14 protein-coding genes are annotated in these 17,009 nt (G+C 74.4%); 6 read left to right on the top strand and 8 right to left on the bottom strand.

The features are described from left to right. Positions 1-120: 120 nt before the first annotated feature. Positions 121-726, top strand: a complete 606-nt coding sequence (locus tag HCJ93_RS00275; RefSeq protein WP_167989993.1) for an Rv1733c family protein — start codon at positions 121-123, stop codon at positions 724-726. A gap of 109 nt (positions 727-835) precedes the next feature. After that, a complete protein-coding gene (locus HCJ93_RS00270; protein ID WP_167989992.1) occupies positions 836-3,301 on the top strand; it encodes a right-handed parallel beta-helix repeat-containing protein in 2,466 nt (821 codons plus the stop codon). A gap of 55 nt (positions 3,302-3,356) precedes the next feature. On the opposite strand, the gene HCJ93_RS00265 is transcribed toward HCJ93_RS00270, so the two are convergent. After that, positions 3,357-5,726 carry a hypothetical protein gene (locus HCJ93_RS00265; RefSeq protein WP_167989991.1) on the bottom strand — a complete coding sequence of 790 codons (2,370 nt, stop codon included), beginning with the start codon at positions 5,724-5,726 and terminating at the stop codon, positions 3,357-3,359. A gap of 287 nt (positions 5,727-6,013) precedes the next feature. On the opposite strand from HCJ93_RS00265, the gene HCJ93_RS00260 reads away from it, so the two are divergent. Together HCJ93_RS00260 and HCJ93_RS00255 are read left to right on the top strand one after the other, a co-directional pair. Continuing rightward, positions 6,014-6,859 (top strand): DeoR/GlpR family DNA-binding transcription regulator, encoded by an 846-nt coding sequence (locus tag HCJ93_RS00260; protein ID WP_167989990.1) that lies wholly within the window; start codon positions 6,014-6,016, stop codon positions 6,857-6,859. Positions 6,860-6,938: 79 nt separating this feature from the next. Further along, positions 6,939-7,409, top strand: coding sequence for an SRPBCC family protein (locus tag HCJ93_RS00255; protein WP_167989989.1), 471 nt, complete (start codon positions 6,939-6,941; stop codon positions 7,407-7,409). A gap of 9 nt (positions 7,410-7,418) precedes the next feature. On the opposite strand, the gene cds1 is transcribed toward HCJ93_RS00255, so the two are convergent. Beyond that, complete coding sequence (gene cds1 / locus HCJ93_RS00250) at positions 7,419-8,522, bottom strand: L-cysteine desulfhydrase Cds1 (protein ID WP_167990373.1); 1,104 nt, start codon at positions 8,520-8,522, stop codon at positions 7,419-7,421. Between the two features lie 365 nt (positions 8,523-8,887). On the opposite strand from cds1, the gene HCJ93_RS00245 reads away from it, so the two are divergent. After that, the gene (locus tag HCJ93_RS00245) at positions 8,888-9,211 is read left to right on the top strand and encodes a hypothetical protein (RefSeq protein WP_167989988.1); all 324 of its coding nucleotides are present in this window, start codon (positions 8,888-8,890) and stop codon (positions 9,209-9,211) included. Positions 9,212-9,406: 195 nt separating this feature from the next. Beyond that, a complete protein-coding gene (locus HCJ93_RS00240) occupies positions 9,407-9,886 on the top strand; it encodes an ATP-binding protein (protein ID WP_373563535.1) in 480 nt (159 codons plus the stop codon). A gap of 149 nt (positions 9,887-10,035) precedes the next feature. On the opposite strand, the gene HCJ93_RS00235 is transcribed toward HCJ93_RS00240, so the two are convergent. The 6 genes from HCJ93_RS00235 to HCJ93_RS00210 all read right to left on the bottom strand — a co-directional run bounded on the left by HCJ93_RS00235 (position 10,036) and on the right by HCJ93_RS00210 (position 16,982). After that, entirely contained in the window at positions 10,036-12,597 is a 2,562-nt protein-coding gene (locus HCJ93_RS00235; RefSeq protein ID WP_167989987.1) for an ABC transporter permease, read from the bottom strand. Next, the gene (locus HCJ93_RS00230) at positions 12,594-13,355 is read right to left on the bottom strand and encodes an ABC transporter ATP-binding protein (protein ID WP_167989986.1); all 762 of its coding nucleotides are present in this window, start codon (positions 13,353-13,355) and stop codon (positions 12,594-12,596) included. The genes HCJ93_RS00235 and HCJ93_RS00230 overlap by 4 nt, the downstream gene beginning before the upstream one ends. Next, the gene (locus HCJ93_RS00225; RefSeq protein WP_167989985.1) at positions 13,352-13,654 is read right to left on the bottom strand and encodes an SHOCT domain-containing protein; all 303 of its coding nucleotides are present in this window, start codon (positions 13,652-13,654) and stop codon (positions 13,352-13,354) included. The genes HCJ93_RS00230 and HCJ93_RS00225 overlap by 4 nt, the downstream gene beginning before the upstream one ends. A 409-nt stretch (positions 13,655-14,063) precedes the next feature. Continuing rightward, positions 14,064-14,495, bottom strand: a complete 432-nt coding sequence (locus HCJ93_RS00220) for a PPOX class F420-dependent oxidoreductase (RefSeq protein WP_167989984.1) — start codon at positions 14,493-14,495, stop codon at positions 14,064-14,066. A gap of 71 nt (positions 14,496-14,566) precedes the next feature. After that, the gene (locus HCJ93_RS00215) at positions 14,567-15,457 is read right to left on the bottom strand and encodes an NAD(P)-dependent oxidoreductase (RefSeq protein WP_167989983.1); all 891 of its coding nucleotides are present in this window, start codon (positions 15,455-15,457) and stop codon (positions 14,567-14,569) included. A 283-nt stretch (positions 15,458-15,740) separates the two neighbouring features. Next, complete coding sequence (locus tag HCJ93_RS00210) at positions 15,741-16,982, bottom strand: ROK family protein (RefSeq protein ID WP_167989982.1); 1,242 nt, start codon at positions 16,980-16,982, stop codon at positions 15,741-15,743. Between the last annotated feature and the right edge of the window lie 27 nt (positions 16,983-17,009).

The following is a 17,009-nucleotide window of genomic DNA, read 5'->3' as shown; positions in this document are numbered from 1 at the left end:
CTCGTCAACGCGACGACGGCCGGGGCCGCCCCCTGCGGGAACGGCGGGAACCGGATCGCGGGCCGGCGCGTTGGTTGCGTGAGAAGTGCGTGAGACGGCTGCGAAGGGGGGTCGGCTACCGTGCGTGCGATCAGCGGCCTGTGGCGCTGGCGGCACAATCCGCTGTGCCGCCCCACCGACCTGCTCGAGGGCTGGGTCGCCCTCACGGCGCTGCTGCTCCTGCTCGTCGCCGCACCCGTGACGGGCGTGCTGGTCCACGACGCCGCCCAGGACGCCCTCCAGCAGTCCGTCCGCGAGCAGCAGCGGTCGCGGTACGCCGTGACGGCGACGGTGATCCGCGCCCTGGAGCCCTCGGCGCTGGACCTGGACCCCGAGGCGGCCACCGGGCAGGACCTGCGCAGCCGGGTGCTCGCCCACTGGACCGCGCCCGACCGCACCGTCCACCGGGGAACGGTGGCGGCCCGGCTGGAGGATCCCGGGCCGGGCGACCGGTTCCGTATATGGACCGACCGCAACGGCCGCCTGGTGCCCCGCCCCCTCGACGCCGCGACGGCCACCACGCATGCCGTGATCGCCGGCGTGGGCGCCGCCCTGGCCGCGGCCGGACTGATCGAGTGCGCCCGGCGGCTGGCCGTCTGGCGCATGGTCCGCCACCGGTACGCGCTCTGGGACCAGGCCTGGGACCGAGCGGGACCGGACTGGGGCAGGACCGGCACCGGCAGCTGACCGGCTTTCCGCTCCGGTCAACCCCCAGGCCGCGCGCACGCTACGGTGGTCCGGCGCAAGCAGAACCGCGAACAACCTGCGTACGACGAGGTGGGGGCACAGTTACGCCATGGCACAGGGCACGGTCCAGGTGACGCACACCGGCACCTCGCGGTGGCGGCGCCGCACGGGTGAGTACGCATCGCTCGCCGCCGCCCTGGAGGCCGCGGCCGACGGCGATGTCCTCACCGTCGCCCCCGGCACCTACCGGGAGAACCTCGTCGTGCGGCGGGCGGTGACCCTGCGCGGCCCCGACGGCTCCCCCGGCTCGGTGCGCATCGCGCCCGCGGACGGTGTGCCGCTCACCGTGCGGGCCGCCGCGGTCGTCCGGGACCTGCACGTGGAGGGCCAGGACGCCGCAGCCCCGGCGGTGCTGATCGAGGAGAGCACACCGGAGCTGCGGGACATCCGGGTGGTCACCCGGTCCGCGGCCGGCATCGAGGTGCGCGGCACGGCCCGGCCCTCGGTCCACCGGTGCACGGTCGACAACCCGGCGGGCATCGGCGTCGCCGTACTGGACGGCGGCGGCGGGGTGTTCGAGGAGTGCGAGGTGGTCGCCGCGGGGCAGGCCGGTGTGGCGGTGCGCGGCGGCGCCCAGCCCCGCCTCGAGCGCTGCCGGGTGCACCACGCCTCCGGCTCCGGGCTCACCGTGACCGGGGAGAACTCCGCGCTGGACGCGACCGGTTGCGAGATCTACGAGGTGCGCGGCAGCGGGGTGCAGGTGAGCGCGCGGGCCACCGCGCAGCTCGCCGACTGCGATGTGCACCGCACCACCACCGACGGGGTCACCCTGGACACCGACGCGGTGCTGACGCTGGCCGACTGCCGCATCCACGACATCCCGGAGAACGCGGTCGACCTGCGCTCGCGCTCCGTGCTCACGCTGACCCGCACCACGGTGCGGCAGTTCGGGCGCAACGGCCTGTCGGTGTGGGACCCGGGCACCCGGGTGGACGCCGACCACTGCGAGATCTTCGACAGCACCGGCGACTACCCGGCGGTGTGGGTGAGCGACGGCGCCACGGCCGTCCTGGACTCCTGCCGGGTGCACGACGTTCCCGACGCCCTGTTCGTCCTGGACCGCGGCTCACGTGCGGACGTCGTCGACAGCGACCTGTGGCAGGTGCGCAACACGGCGGTGTCGGTCAGTGACGGGGCCACCGCCCAGCTGGACGACTGCCGGATCCGGGACGCGGCGACCGGCGCCTGGTTCCGCGACCACGGCAGCGGGGGCACGCTCAGCAACTGCACGCTGGACGGCATGCAGACCGGCCTGATCGTCACCAAGGGCGCCGACCCGGCCGTGGAGCGCTGCACCATCACCTCCCCCGCCGAGGCGGGCGTCTATGTCTCCGCGGGCGGCCGCGGCAGCTTCCTCAACTGCCGGGTCACCGGCAGCGGCGGCTACGGCTTCCACGTCATAGACGGCAGCCGCACCACGCTGCGCAGGTGCCGCACCGAGCGCTGTGCGCGCGGCGGTTACGAGTTCGCCGACGCCGGGGCGGACGCGGTGAACGGCGCGGGCGGTCCGCTCGTCGAGGAGTGCACCAGCGACGAGAGCGGCAGCCTGCGGGTGGCGCCCGCGGCGACGGAACGGGCCGTGCAGTCGGTGAGCACGTCGCCCGGGCTGCTCGGCGGGCTGCCGGAGCAGCGCGTGGAGCGGCCGGCGGCCGCTTCGCCCGTCCCCACCGCCGCCGCACCGGCTGCGGAGCCCGCACCGGCGGTGCGCACCGCCAAGGACGTGCTCGGGGAACTCGACGCGCTGGTCGGGCTGGAGAGCGTCAAGCGGGAAGTGCGGGCGCTCACCGACATGATCGAGGTCGGCAGGCGCCGGCAACAGGCCGGGCTGAAGGCCGCGTCCGTCAAACGGCATCTGGTGTTCACCGGTTCCCCCGGCACGGGCAAGACGACGGTGGCCCGGCTGTACGGCGAGATCCTCGCGGCGCTCGGGGTGCTGGAGAAGGGGCATCTGGTCGAGGTGTCCCGGGTCGATCTGGTCGGCGAGCACATCGGGTCCACGGCGATCCGCACCCAGGAGGCGTTCGAGCGGGCGCGCGGCGGGGTGCTGTTCATCGACGAGGCGTATGCGCTGTCTCCCGAGGACGCCGGGCGGGACTTCGGCAAGGAGGCCATCGACACGCTGGTGAAGCTGATGGAGGACCACCGGGACGCGGTGGTGGTGATCGTCGCCGGGTACACCGCCGAGATGGAGCGGTTCCTGTCCGTCAACCCCGGTGTGGCGTCCCGGTTCTCGCGCACCATCACGTTCGGCGACTACTCGCCGGAGGAGCTGCTGCGGATCGTGGAGCAGCAGGCGGAGGAGCACGAGTACCGGCTGGCGCCGGGGGCGCCGGAGGCGTTGCTGGAGTACTTCAGCAAGATGCCGAAGGGGCCCGGGTTCGGGAACGGGCGCACGGCTCGGCAGACGTTCGAGGCGATGGTGGAGCGGCATGCGAGCAGGGTCGCGCAGCTGGCTGAGCCGGATAAGGACGACCTGACGTTGCTGTACGCGGAGGATCTGCCGGAGCCGGGATAGGTCGTTCGAGGGTCGCCGCCCCAGAGGGTGCCGGCCTGTGCGGCCCGCGGAAGCCTCACCCGGTGTCGGCTGCCCGCGATGCATGCGCGCCTGTGCGCGGGGGCGGGAGTTCGGGGCGGAGGCGGGTGAGCAGGCGGTGCCGTTCTTCGGTGTAGGCGGGGTCGGACTGGTAGTCGGAGTGGCCCAGGACGGGGGCCGGCAGGGGGTGGGTGGGGGTGCGGCCGTAGGCGAGGGGGTCCTTGAGGGGGGCGCGGTCCACGGCGGGGCCGCAGTCGCCGGGGAGGCCGATCGGGCCGCCGATGGGGTCGGTGAGCCGGTAGAGGTTGCGCCAGCAGTCGACCTCCTGGTGCAGCCTGGCCAGCGCGTCCTGGCCGAAGTGGGCCGGGAACCAGCGGCCGTAGAGCCGCTCCAGCGGTGAGCCGTAGGTGAGCAGCGCGACCCGTTTGCGGGTGGCGGGATCGAGTTGCCAGGCCGCGGCGGCGGCGAGGACGCTGCCCTGGGAGTGCCCGGAGAGGACCAGGCGCCCTCCGGTGGAGGCGGTCCAGGTGGCGATGCGCCAGGTGAGGTCGGGCACCGCGCGCTCGGCGTAGCAGGGCGGTGCGAAGGGGTGGGCGGCGCGCGGCCAGAAGGTGCCGACGTCCCACAGGATGCCGATGGTGCGGCGTGCCGAGGCGTCCTTGTAGGCCCGGCGGCCCCAGGTGACGAACAGTATGAAGCCGAGGCCGATCAGCCAGGAGCCCAGCGCCTGGGCGGTCTCGGCGGCGCCGTGCACCACGGCGTGGCTGTCGCGGGCGGCCTCGCCGGGCGTCTTCTGCGTGGCCAGCGCCCCGAACAGGGCGCCGGCGCCCAGCAGCAGGGTGGCGGCGGAGGTGACGGCGACGATCCGCGGCCCCCGGTCGGTCAGGGCGGCCATGGCGCGGGCGCAGGCGATGCGGCGGGTGCGCTGGGGGTCGGCCGTCTCGCCGGGGTAGTCGCTCTCCACGGCGGCCCGCTCGGCCTTGGCGAGCTGCCAGGCGCGGTGGGCCAGCCAGCCGCAGAGCATCAGCAGCAGCACGAGCAGCGGCGGGATCACCGAGGCCTGCCAGGTCAGCAGCACGGGTGGTCCGGGGATCGAGGCGCCGGCGCCGTCCAGCCAGTCGGACACCCGCTGGGCGACGCCGCCGGACATCACCCCGCCCAGCGCGCAGGCCAGCATCGCCACGGCCGGTCCGGCCAGGCCCTGCATGGCGGTCCGCCGGTCGGGGTCGGTGCGGTGCAGCACGCGGGCGACCACGGCGAGGACGATCACCAGCAGGCCCTGGGCGAGAGCGAGGGCGCCGAAGGTGGCGTCGCCGGGCAGCCGGCCCGCCGACTCCCAGCCGGGGCGCTCCCAGCCCGCGTAGAGCAGGCTGAGCGCGAGGAGCGCCAGCGCGGCCAGCGGCAGCAGCCGGACCACGCGTACGTCACCCGCCGGGTCGAGCCGGCGTTCGCTGCGGCCCCGGCGGCAGACCACCCAGACGATCACGGCCGCGCCGGTCACCAGCGCCGCCTCGAGGAGCACGCCGAGTACGTGCAGCAGGGCCGGGCCGCCGGGCCTGCGGTCCTCGCGGGCGGCGGCGGAGCCGACGGCGGCGGCGACCGTCAGCAGTCCCGCGGCGGTGTGCGCGGCCCGGAGCCGGGCGACCAGGCGGCGGCCGTACCAGAAGCCGGGCCTGCTCAGCGCGCTGCGCGAGCCCTGCTCGCCGGTCTCGGGGGCGCGGACGAGGGGCTGCTGGGCCTCGTAGGCGTTCCAGGTGCGCAGCGACAGGTACCAGAGCAGGCCGGTGAGAGAGAGGGGCACGACGGCGGCGAGGGCCAGCCTGCGGCCGGGCATGCTCCACCAGCCGCCGTCGGTGAGATGGGGCGAGAGGAAGCCCAGCCAGGAGTTTCCCCGGGCGCACTCCGCCGTGCCGGCGCACTGCCATGCGGCGAGGTCGAGGGCGACCTCGCAGGCGGCGGCCACCAGCAGCACCGTCAGGCTGAGTCCGGCCAGGCGCACCAGCAGTCCGTAGAGCCGGACGGTGCGTCTGCGGCCCCGGGCGGTGGGGCGCATCCAGTGGGCGAGGTTGACCACCATGAACGGCAGGAGCAGCAGCCACAGGGCGCGGGTGCCGTTGCCGGAGGTGAGGTTGCACCAGACGTACGCCTCGGGGACGGGACCGTCCCCGCGGCCGCCGGGCCGTCCCTCCGCGTCGGCGTCGTCGGCGCGCCGGAAGACGGCGGCGGTGTCGTCGCCGGTGACGCGCACGGTGCGCGGGTCGTCGAGCATCCGCTCCGGGGTGGTGCCGCCCACCCCGTGGACCAGGAGTTCCAGCGCGTGCCCGGTCCCCTCCTCCGGGCGTGCGGGACCCTCGCCGTCCCCTCCCGGTCCGCTCGCTGCCGGCCTGTGATCCCTCGCGCGTTCCACCGTGTCGCACTTCCCCGTGACGTGTCGTCGGCTCCGACCGTGCGGGCACAGCCTCTCCTGTGCCGGGGCGGCTGACACCCGCCGTCAGGGAATCTCCCCGGTCCGTGTGACCGGCACGCGCCCCGCGACCCAACGGTGACATGTGCGCGACCAGCCACCGGTGGCGCCGGGAGCGGTGCGGCATGGGAGGATGGGACGTCCGCGCACCGGTGACGGGGAGAGGTCGGCTCGCCGGAACGCGTGCCGGACGTGTCGGTCGGATGGCGGCGGAAAGGACCGAAGCGTACGTGGGTGAGAATCAGAACCTCCTCGCGGAGCAGCGGCGCACCCTGATCCTCGACGAGGTCCGGCGCCGGGGCGGAGTCCGGGTCAACGAGCTGACCCGGAAGCTGGGCGTGTCGGACATGACGGTCCGCCGCGACCTGGACGCGCTGGCCCGGCAGGGTGTCCTGGAGAAGGTGCACGGCGGCGCGGTACCGGTGGTCGAGGCGAGCACGCACGAGCCCGGGTTCGAGGCCAAGTCGGGCATGGAGCTGAGCGCCAAGGAGGACATCGCGCGGGCGGCGGCGGAGCTGGTCCCGCCGGGTGCGGCGATCGCCCTGTCGGGCGGTACGACGACCTACGCGCTGGCGCACCAGCTGCTCGACGTGCCCGATCTGACGGTGGTGACCAACTCGGTGCGGGTGGCCGACGTCTTCCACGCCGCGCAGCGCACCTCCGGTCCCCGGCAGGGCTCGGCCACGGTGGTGCTGACCGGCGGGGTGCGCACCCCGTCCGACTCGCTGGTGGGGCCGGTGGCCGACCAGGCGATCGCGGCGCTCCACTTCGATCTGCTGTTCCTCGGTGTGCACGGGATATCGGTGGAGGCCGGTCTGTCCACGCCGAACCTCGCGGAGGCGGAGACCAACCGCCGCCTGGTGCAGTCGGCCCGCCGGGTCGTGGTGGTGGCCGACCACACCAAGTGGGGTACGGTGGGCCTGAGTTCGTTCGCCTCGCTGGACCAGGTGGACACGCTGGTGACGGACGCCGGGTTGCCCGCCGCGGCCCGTGCGGAGGTCTCCGAGCATCTGCGGCGGCTGATCGTGGCGGGCGAGCCGGAGGAGCCCGAGCCCAAGGAGCCGGCGGACGGCTGACGGACCGTCGGCCACGGCGGAGCGCCGCGTGGGACCGCCCGGTCCGTGCGCGGCGCATTTCTCTCACGGAGGTCACGGCATGGCTCACCGTCTGCGTCCCGTGGGGACGGACTTCGTCGCCACAGCTCCGGTACGGCTGGTGTTCGCGCGGGAGATCTCCGCCCCGCCGGAGCGGGTCTACCCGGCGCTCGCCGAGGACGTCCCCGGCTGGAGCGACTGGTTCGGCGCCGTCACGCTGGCCCGCCCGCTGGACGACGGCGCGGGCCGGGAGATCCGGCTGCGCGGCGGCACCCGCTTCCGGGAGACGATCCTGGTGGCGAAGGAACCCGAGGAGTACACCTACCGCGTGGACGTGACCAACGCGCCGGGCACCCGCGCCATGGTCGAGCAGTGGCTGCTGGCGCCCGCCGGCAGTGGCACCCGGGTGCAGTGGACCGTCGCCGTCGACGGCACGGCGCTGTTCCGGCACGCCCTCGCACTCGCCCGCCCCGGGCTCGCCCGCGCCTTCCGGAACGCGGCCACCTCCCTGGACCGGCGGCTGGCGCGTTAGGGCCCGGCGTCAGGAGGGCCAGACGCCGGTGCGCAGCAGTGTCTCGATGGCGGCGGTGTAGGGGGCGATGTCCAGGCCCTGTTCGGCCAGCCAGGCGTCCGAGTAGTACTTGTCGAGGTAGCGGTCCCCGGGGTCGCACAGCAGCGTGACCACGCTGCCCTGCCGCCCCTCCGCCACCATCTCGGAGACGATCTTCAGCGCGCTCCACAGGCCGGTGCCCGTGGAGCCGCCGGCCTTGCGCCCGATGGCGCCCTCCAGCGCCCGCACGGCGGCCACACTGGCGGCGTCCGGCACCTTCATCATCCGGTCGATGGCGCCGGGCACGAAGCTGGGCTCCATCCGGGGCCGGCCGATGCCCTCGATGCGGGAGCCGCAGTCGCAGGTGACGTCCGGGTCGCCGGTCGTCCAGCCCTCGAAGAAGCAGGAGTTCTCCGGGTCGGCGACACAGATCCGGGTGTCGTACTGCATGTAGTGGACGTAGCGCGCGAGGGTCGCGGAGGTGCCGCCGGTGCCGGCCGTGGCGACGATCCACGCGGGCTCCGGGTAACGCTCGAGGCGCAGCTGACGGAAGATGGACTCGGCGATGTTGTTGTTGCCGCGCCAGTCCGTGGCCCGCTCGGCGTAGGTGAACTGGTCCATGTAGTGGCCGCCGGTCTCCACCGCGAGGGCGGCGGACTCGTCGTACATGGTGCGCGGGTCGTCCACGAAGTGGCACCGCCCGCCGTGGAACTCGATCAGACGGCACTTCTCGGCACTGGTCGTGCGCGGCATGACGGCGATGAAGGGCACGCCGATCAGCTTGGCGAAGTACGCCTCCGAGACGGCCGTGGAACCGCTGGAGGCCTCGATCACCGGGCGGCCCGGCCGGATCCAGCCGTTGCACAGGCCGTAGAGGAACAGCGAGCGGGCCAGGCGGTGCTTGAGGCTGCCGGTGGGGTGGGTCGACTCGTCCTTGAGGTAGAGGTCGATGCCCCAGTGCTCGGGCAGCGGGAAGCGCAGCAGGTGGGTGTCGGCGGAGCGGTTGGCGTCGGCCTGCACCCGGCGTACGGCCTCCTTCAGCCAGGCCCGGTAGGCCGGATCGGTGCGGTCGACGTCCAGGGTGGCGCCGGTCATGGTCTGTCGGGGGGTGCTCACCACGGGGCTCCTTACACTGGGCGCCGACGCGGCGTCCTGCGCGGGCCGGCACCCCGATCATAAGCACCCTTCGCACCACTTCTCACCTGCATAAACGCATCTTTGGGCGGCCCAAAGGCAACCCTGGGCACCGGGGGCGTGAAGGGGCGGGGGCGCTTTTGCGTCAGTGCTTCTCGCGCCCCTGAGAACCGGAGCGCGCGCACTGGTGCTCCGCGGCGCACGGGGGCACACTTCACCGGCGGGAGCAGCGCACCGGACCGGGCACACGGGCACCGGTTCCGGGCTCGGGCCGGCCGCAGAGCACGGTCCGGCACACCGACACACGCGCGAGGGGGCGGGTGACCATGGCCGAGCCGGAGTTCACGGCCAGAGGGGTGCGGATCGGCAAGCGGCTGCGTTCGCTCACCCGGGCCGGGCAGGTCCGGATCAGCGACGGCAGGCTGGAGTTGCTCACCAGCTACGGCACCGAGATCGACAGCGCGCCGGTGCAGGCGGTGCGCGCCTCCAAGCCGTGGTTCGTCCCGGAGGACCGCGCGCTCGCGGATCTCAACGGCGAGCGGTACCTGCTGACCCTGGGCGAGCACGATCCGGCGCCGGGCGAGCCGGGGCCGCCGGCCGCCCGCCGGTTCGTCGAGGCGGTACGGCGCGCATCCGGGCGCGGCGGCTGAGATGTCCGTGAGTTGCGCCACATCACCCCTTGAGTCACGCTTGTCACACGTCACTCTGGGTTTACCGGCGATAACGCTGCGAACCAGCCCGCCGGCCACGACAGCAGGCGGCAGCGTCACGCAGGCATCCTGCTGGATCCGTACTCCGCGTTCTTCCGGGCCTCGTACCGGACCTGACACCGGGGAGTCGCAGCCGTGATCAGTCACCCAAGCAGGCACTGCACGGTGGAGCTCCAAGCCCTGCCGTCGCGGATCGGCCAGGTCCGCAGAATCGTATCTGCGCAGTTGCGCTACTGGCACATGGATTCGCTGATAGACCGGGCCTCGCTCGGTGTGACAGAGCTGTTGTCCAACGTCCACCGGCACGCCCAGCCGGACAAGACGTGCACCGTGGAGATGGAGCTGCTGCTGGAGCGGCTCAGGGTCTCCGTGCGCGACCACGACCCGCGTCTGCCGGTCGTGGAGGACGCGGGCCCGCTCGCCACCTGCGGCCGCGGACTCGCCATGGTGGCGGCGCTGAGCGAGAGCTGGGGCGCCCTGCCGGACGGCGAGTCGGGCAAGGTGGTCTGGTTCACGCTGCCCACGCCGAACGCGGCGGGGCTCGTGGTGCCGGACGGGATTCCGCGGCTGGCGGTCGCGGAGCGGGGGGCGGATCAGATGGCCAGGGCCACATAGCCTCGTTCGCCTCCGCATCGGCTCGTTCGCCCCGGGGCGCTCGGAGCCGTGGCCCTGCGGCCCGCTCGCCGGATGCGCGGGGAACAGGGGGCGTGGGCGGGCCCGCAACCTCGGTTGCGGGCCACGCACGGTGTCGTCCCTGGGGTCGCCTATTCGGTGGCGATGGCCCTGAGGACGTTCAGGCGGGCCGCTCGGCCGGCGGGGCGGACGCCCGCGAGAGCGCCGGCGGCCACGCCGACCAGGGCCACCAGGGCGAGCCGGACGGGCGGGACGGCGAAGGCGAAGGCGCTGTCGGAGGCGCCGTCGGAGGCCGCGACCAGGACCCAGCCCAGGAAGCTGCCGAGGGCCAGGCCGCCCGCGGTGCCGAAGGCGGCGACCAGGACGGACTCCCAGCGGACCATGGCCCGCAGCTGGGCCCGGGTCTGGCCGACCGCCCTGAGCAGGCCCAGTTCGCGGGTGCGCTCGTGGATCGCCAGGGTGAGGGTGTTGGCGATGCCGAGCAGGGCGATCAGCACGGCGAGGGCCAGCAGGGCGTAGACCAGGGTGAGCATCATGTCGATGCCGCCCGCCGAGGACTCGGCGTACTCCTCGCGGGTCTGCACCTCCGGGTTGCCGTACTGGGCGGCGACCTTCTCGACGGCGGCCTTGCCCTCTTCGGCGCTCACGCCGTCCGCGAAGCTGACGGCCACCAGGGTGTCGGCGTCCTGGGTGCGGTGCGGGGCCCAGGCCTCGCGGGTGATGACGTAGTCGCCGGCGAGTTCGGAACGGCCGTAGACGGCGCGGACGGTGAAGGTCTGCTCCCGGCCGTCGGTGAAGGTGAGCCGGGTGGTGTCGCCGGGGGCGACGTCCAGCCGGTCGGCCTCCTTCTCGGTAAGGGCGAGGCCGGTGGTTCCCAGGTCGGTGAGGGAGCCGCGGATCTCGCCGAGGTCGAAGGTGCGCTCCAGGGCTTCGGGGTCGGTGACCGTCAAGGCCCGTCCGTCGCCCTCGACTTCGGCGACGCCCCGGCCGAGCCCGACCGCGGTGTCCACCTCGGGCAGTTCCCCGACCGCCGGGGCGAGGCGCGGGCTGAGCCCGCTGCCGCCCGCGCCGAAGGCCGGTGCGCTGACGGCGACGTCACCCGCGAAGGAGCGCGAGACGGTCTGGTCCATGGTGGCCTTCAGGGAGGCGCCGAAGACGGTGAAGAGGGAGACCACGGCCACGCCGATCATCAGGGCGCTCGCCGTGGCGGCCGTCCGCTTGGGGCTGCGCAGGGCGTTGCGGCGGGCGAGCCGGCCGGTGATGCCGCGCAGGCGGTGCAGCGGGCCGCCGAGGACCCGGACGGCGGTGGAGGAGGCGACCGGGCCGAGGACCACGAAGGTGACCAGGGCGAGGGCCGCACCCGTTCCGGCCAGCCACAGCGACGGGGTGACCAGGACGCCGGTGAGGGTGAGGGCGAGGGCCAGGCCGCCGAGGACCGCGCCGGTGAGCGCGCGGGAGCGGGAGGCGCCGGAGCTGTCGACGGCCGTCTCGCGCAGGGCGGCCAGCGGTGCCGTGCGACCGGCGCGCAGGGCGGGTACCAGGGCGGAGCCCAGGCAGACCACCACACCGACGGCCGGCGGCAGGGCGAGGGAGACGGCGCCGACGACCAGGCTGCCCTCGGGGAAGGGGAAGCCGATCGCCGGGAACAGGGCCTGGAGTCCGGCCGCGATGCCGATGCCTCCGGCGAGTCCGGCGAGCGAGGCGGTCAGGGCCACGGCGGTCGCCTCCACCAGGGTGGTGGCGGTGATCTGGCGGCGGGAGGCGCCGAGGGCGCGCAGCAGGGCGTTCTCGCGGGTGCGCTGTGCGACGACGATGGCGAAGGTGTTGTGGATGGAGAAGGTCGCCACCAGCAGGGCGACGCCGGAGAACACCAGCAGGAACACTGTGAAGATGCTCAGGAACTGACCGGAGATCATCTCGTTGTTCTCCTCGGCCGACTCCTGCCCGGTGATCGCCTCGACGTCCTGCGGCAGCACGTCGGCCAGGCGGTCGACGAGCTCCTGCTGGCTCACGCCGGGTTCGGCGCGCACCAGGATGCCGGCCGCCTCGCCGGGGCGTGCCGTCAGGTACTTCTCGGCGTCGGCACGGGTCATGCCGGTGTAGGTCACCTGTGCCATGCCGTCCTCGCCGGCGAAGGTGGCCAGTCCGACGATGGTCACCTGCACGGGGTCGGGGGTGCGCAGCACGGTGGTGTCGCCGAGGGAGAGACCGCCGCGTTCGGCCGTGCCGCGGTTCACCACGACCTCCCCGGACTTCTGCGGGGCCCGGCCCTCGGCGAGCCGGTACGGGTTCAGCTCGGGGTCGGTGATCCAGTTGCCGGCGACGGTGGGCGGCCCCTGGCCGCCGATGGGCTCGCCGTCGGCGCCGACGAGCTGTCCGGCGCCCTGGATGTCGGGGACGGCGGCGGCGACCCCGGGGACCTGCTCGATGGTCTGGGTGAGACCGGTGTCGACCGGCTGCCGCACCCCCTGGGCCTCTCCGGGGGTGGTGATGGCGTCGGCGCTGCGGACCACGGCGTCGGTGCCCCGGGCCGCGTTGCCGAACATGGTGTCGAAGCCGGCGCGCAGCGTGTCGCCCATGACGAGCGTTCCGGCCAGGAACGCCACGCCGAGGAACACGGCGAGGAACGTTCCGGCGAAGCGCCGTTTGTGGGCGCGCAGGGAGGCCGCGCTCAGGCGCAGGGCTGCGTTCATGACGGCACCTCGAAGGCTTTCATCCGGTCCAGGACGCGGTCGGCGGTCGGCGCTTCCATCCGGTCGACGAGCCGGCCGTCGGCGAGGAAGACGACCTCGTCGGCATGGGCGGCGGCCACCGGATCGTGGGTGACCATGACGACCGTGCGGCCGGTGTGGCGCACGGTGCGGCCGAGCAGCCCGAGGACCTCGTCCCCGGAGCGGGAGTCGAGGTTCCCGGTGGGCTCGTCGGCGAAGACGACGTCGGGCCGGCCGGCGAAGGCACGGGCCACGGCGACGCGCTGCTGCTGCCCGCCGGAGAGTTCGGCGGGGCGGTGGCCGAGGCGGTCGCGCAGCCCGACGACGTCGATCAGGGAATCGATCCACTCGGGGTCTCCCCCGCCGCCCGCGAGATCGAGCGGCAGGGTGATGTTCTCGGCGACGGTGAGCGTCGGCACCAGGTTGAAGGCCTGGAACACGAAGCCCACCCGGTCGCGCCGGAGCAGGGTGAGGCGGCGGTCGTCGAGCCCGCCCAGGTCGGTGTCGCCGATGTACGCGGAGCCGGAGGTGAGGGTGTCGAGGCCGGCGGCGCAGTGCATCAGGGTCGACTTGCCGGAGCCGGAGGGGCCCATGATCGCGGTGAAGCGGCCGGCCGGGAAGCCGACCGTCACCCCGTCCAGGGCCCGTACGGCGGTGTCGCCGGTGCCGTACACCTTCACGGCGTCGACGACGCGGGCGGCGGTGCGGGTGACCGATCCGGTGGTGGCGGTGGCGGTCATGCCGCACCTCCCTCGGAGCCCTTGCGCCCGAACTGCTCGTCCAGGACGGACAGGCGGCGCCAGTACTCGTCCTCGTCGATCTCGCCGGAGGCGAAGCGGTGGCCGAGAACCGTGATGGGCGAGTCGGGTGCGGGGCCGGACTGCCCGGGCCCGCCGCGGCCGTACCGTCCGCCACGGCCGCGCCAGACGGTGCGGCGGAGCAGAGCGATGCCGCCGCCGATGATCAGGGCCCAGATCAGGGGGAAGAGCAGGATCCACGGGCCGGGCCCGCCGTCGCCGAAGTGCGCCAGGGTCTGCATGGTCGTTCAACTCCTCGGAAGCGATGTGCTGGTGTTGCGGTGTGCTTCCGAGGGTCGTCCTGGAGGGGGTGCCCGGTCGTCGTACGGCGAGCGGCAGTGCGGGTACCCCGCCGGGAGTACCGGAGGGGGCGGGGGTGGTGCGGACGGCCCGGGCGCGGGGCGGCACGCGGACGGCCGTCGCAGGTCAGGGGGCGCGCGGGGCGTCCGGCGGCCGGAGCGGCTCAGGGGCCGGTGCGGGCCGGGGGCGCGGTGCCGGAAGGGCCGGGAAGTACCCCGGAGGGAGTACGCGGGCCCGCGGGGACGGCGGTGCGCGCGGTTTCCGCGGGGCCCGCGGCCGCGCAGGGTCCCGCCGTCCCGGGCGGTGGGTCCGCTCCGGTGACGGCGGGGTGCGGTGCGGCTTCGCCGGGGGTCAGGAGCCGGGCATCGCCTGGTCGCTGTCGCGGAGTGCGCCCCAGCCGTGCCAGCGCTCGACCTCGATCAGGGCGCTGACGCGCGGACGCTCACGGTCCGGATAGGGGCTTCCGGTGTAGTGGGCGGAGAGACGGTCGATGTCCTTCAGGCCCTCGTCGTCGCGCAGTTCGGTCACCCGGCCGATGAGGGTGACGTGCGTGTACCAGTTGTCGCCGTCCAGGACAGTGAGGGTGACCCGCGGGTCCCGGCGCAGGTGCTTCAGGCGCACCCGGCCCGCGTCGAGGTTGATCAGGGCCCGTCCGTCGTCCTCCCACAGGTACCAGGTGGGGGTGGAGACGGGGGCACCGTCGGAGCGGAGGGTGGCCATGACGCAGGGGTTGGGCCGGCGCAGCAGGTCGACGGCCTTCTCGGGGAGCGGCGGCTTGGACATGAGTGCCTCCTCGGGGCGGGTACGTGGGTGGCGGGAACGGACAGGGACCGGGCGGGGTGGGGCTGCCCGGGTCAGGCGGTCGGGTCCTGGTCGAAGCTGGCGTAGTACGCGGCCGTCATGTCCTCGTCGCCGTGTCCCAGGGCGGCGGCGCGTTCCATGCGGGCGGCGCTCGCCGCGGCCACGTCCAGGCGCACACCGTGCTGCTCCGCGGCCTGCACGATCAGCCGGGCGTCCTTGGCCGCCGTGGTCACGGCGAACTGGGCCGGGGACAGCTCGCCGCCGATCAGGAGACCGGCCTTGGCGTGCAGGTAGGGCATGTCGAGAGGGCCGCCGGCGATCAGGTCCAGGAAGTCGCCGGGGTGGACGCCGAGCGCGCGGGCGAGGGCGAGTGCCTCGCCCGTGGCCGTGGTGGCCGCGAGCACCCAGCTGTTGGCCACCAGCTTCAGCCGGGTGGCGCTCGCCTCGGCGCCGTCCTCGCCGGTCCACACCGTGCGGGAGCCGACGGCGTCGAACACGGCGGTGACGATGTCCCTGCCCTGGAGGGGGCCTGCCGCGATGACGGTCAGCTCACCGGCCTCGGCGGGGCCACGCGTGCCGAGGACCGGGGCGTCGTAGAAGAGCAGGCCGTGCTCGCGGGCGAAGGCGGCCAGTTCGGCGACGCCGTCGAGCCCGGCCGTCGCGGACTGCGCCCAGACGGTGGAGGGGCGCAGGGCGGGCGCCGCCGCACGCATGGTCTCCAGGGTGACCGGTCCGTCGTGCAGCATGGTGAGCACCACGTCGGCGGAGTCGACCGCCTCGGCGGGAGTGCCGGCGACCAGGGCGCCGTCGGCGGCCAGTGGCTCGGCCTTGGCGCGGGTGCGGTTCCAGACGCGGAGGTGGTAGCCGGCCCGGGCGATGTTGCGGGCCATCGCCGCGCCCATGATGCCGGTGCCCAGAACGCTCACGGTGAGCTTGTCGGTCATGCCCTCGGCCTTCTGTCGTCGCGGACGCTGAGTGCCTGCGCGCGGCACACGGGCCCGCCCGGGGGCGGAGTCCGGTGCCGCGCGTCGGGTGCTCCGGGCCATTCTGCTCGGCGGAGAGGCCGTCGGCGCGCTCTTGCGCGCATCCGTGTCGGTGCGGTTCCGGGCTCGTACGGTCCGTCGTGTCAGCCCGGGCTCGTAGGGTCCGTCGAGTCGGTGCAGCCCGGGGCTCGTGCGCGCGGTCGGGCCCGCTCGTGAGAAGCGCACGGGTGTCCCGGTCCCCGGCTCAGGTCAGTGCGCCGAGCGGGTCGTCGAGGACCGGCTGCCAGGCCAGTTCGGCGGCCCCGACCAGGCTGTTGTGGTCCAGGCTGCTGGGCAGGATGGGGACGCCGCCGCTGCGGCCCCACAGACTGCGGTCGGCGACGACGGCGCGCAGCCGCTCGGGGTCGGCCTCCAGGAGGGTGCGGTGCAGCCCGCCGAGGACGATCCGGTCCGGGTTGAGGATGTTCACCAGCCCGGCGAGGCCGAGGCCGAGCCGGTCGATCAGGGTCTCGGTGGCGGTGCGCACGTCCGGGTCGTCGTAGTGATGGCGGATCAGTTCCTCCGCCTGCCTCAGCAGGGACATCTCGGGTCCCGGTTCGCGTCCGGCGGCGGTGAGCAGGGCCAGCGGGTCGGCCTCGACGTCCAGGCAGCCGCGGCTGCCGCAGTGGCAGGGGCGGCCCTCGGGGTTGACGGTGAGATGGCCGACCTCCAGGGCCAGGCCCGAACTGCCGGTGTGCAGACGCCCGTCGAGCACCAGCGCGCCGCCCACGCCCCGGTGTCCGGTGGCCACGCACAGCAGGTCGCGGGAGCCGCGCCCGGCGCCGTGCCGGTGTTCGGCGAGGGCGGCGAGGTTGATGTCGTTGGCGGCGAAGGCGGGCCCGTCGAGACCGGCGGCCCGCACCTGTTCGGCGAAGATCTCCCGCACCGGGGCACCGGCGGGCCAGGCCAGGTGCAGCGGGTTGAGGGCGAGGCCCTCCGGTTCGGCCACCGCCGAGGGCACGGCGAGGCCCGCGCCCACGCAGCGGCGTCCGGTCTCGCGGAGCAGTTCGGCACCGGCCGAGACGACAGAGCCGAGCACCTTCGCCGGGTCGGCGTCGATCACCTCGCAGCCGGGTGTGGTGGCGACGATCCGGCCGCCGAGCCCGACGAGGGCGGCCCGGAAGCCGTCGGCGTGCACCTGCGCGGCGAGTGCGACCGGCCCGTCCTCGGCGATCGACAGCCGGTGCGAGGGCCGTCCCTGGGATCCGGCCGGGTGGACGCCCGGCCGCGCGTCGACCCGGATCAGCCCGAGGGCCTCCAGCTCGGCGGCGACCGCGCCGGCCGTCGCGCGGGTCACGCCGAGTTCGGCGGTGAGGACCGCACGGGTCGGGGCCCGTCCGGTGTGCACGAGTTCCAGCGCGGGGCCCAGCGCGCCGCGTCCCCGGTCGAGCCGTGTCCTCGAGGTCGTCCCTTCCCCCGCCGGCCGGGGGTCCGCCTTCCCGCTCATGGGGGTGAGTCTCCCATGATCCGCGAA

This window comes from Streptomyces composti (genome assembly GCF_012034205.1).
GTDB classification, from domain to species: Bacteria; Actinomycetota; Actinomycetes; order Streptomycetales; family Streptomycetaceae; genus Streptomyces; species Streptomyces composti.
The sequence above is the reverse complement of the archived record's forward strand: the minus strand, read 5'-3'. Positions and strand labels throughout refer to the sequence as shown.

Bases quoted from the DNA above. Each gene is read 5' to 3' on its own strand.
- HCJ93_RS00225 (WP_167989985.1), bottom strand. From the start codon at position 13,654: ATGCAGACCCTGGCGCACTTCGGCGACGGCGGGCCCGGCCCGTGGATC.
- HCJ93_RS00210 (WP_167989982.1), bottom strand. From the start codon at position 16,982: ATGAGCGGGAAGGCGGACCCCCGGCCGGCGGGGGAAGGGACGACCTCG.
- HCJ93_RS00245 (WP_167989988.1), top strand. From the start codon at position 8,888: ATGGCCGAGCCGGAGTTCACGGCCAGAGGGGTGCGGATCGGCAAGCGG.
- HCJ93_RS00220 (WP_167989984.1), bottom strand. From the start codon at position 14,495: ATGTCCAAGCCGCCGCTCCCCGAGAAGGCCGTCGACCTGCTGCGCCGG.
- HCJ93_RS00235 (WP_167989987.1), bottom strand. From the start codon at position 12,597: ATGAACGCAGCCCTGCGCCTGAGCGCGGCCTCCCTGCGCGCCCACAAA.
- HCJ93_RS00270 (WP_167989992.1), top strand. From the start codon at position 836: ATGGCACAGGGCACGGTCCAGGTGACGCACACCGGCACCTCGCGGTGG.
- cds1 (WP_167990373.1), bottom strand. From the start codon at position 8,522: ATGACCGGCGCCACCCTGGACGTCGACCGCACCGATCCGGCCTACCGG.
- HCJ93_RS00230 (WP_167989986.1), bottom strand. From the start codon at position 13,355: ATGACCGCCACCGCCACCACCGGATCGGTCACCCGCACCGCCGCCCGC.
- HCJ93_RS00215 (WP_167989983.1), bottom strand. From the start codon at position 15,457: ATGACCGACAAGCTCACCGTGAGCGTTCTGGGCACCGGCATCATGGGC.
- HCJ93_RS00255 (WP_167989989.1), top strand. From the start codon at position 6,939: ATGGCTCACCGTCTGCGTCCCGTGGGGACGGACTTCGTCGCCACAGCT.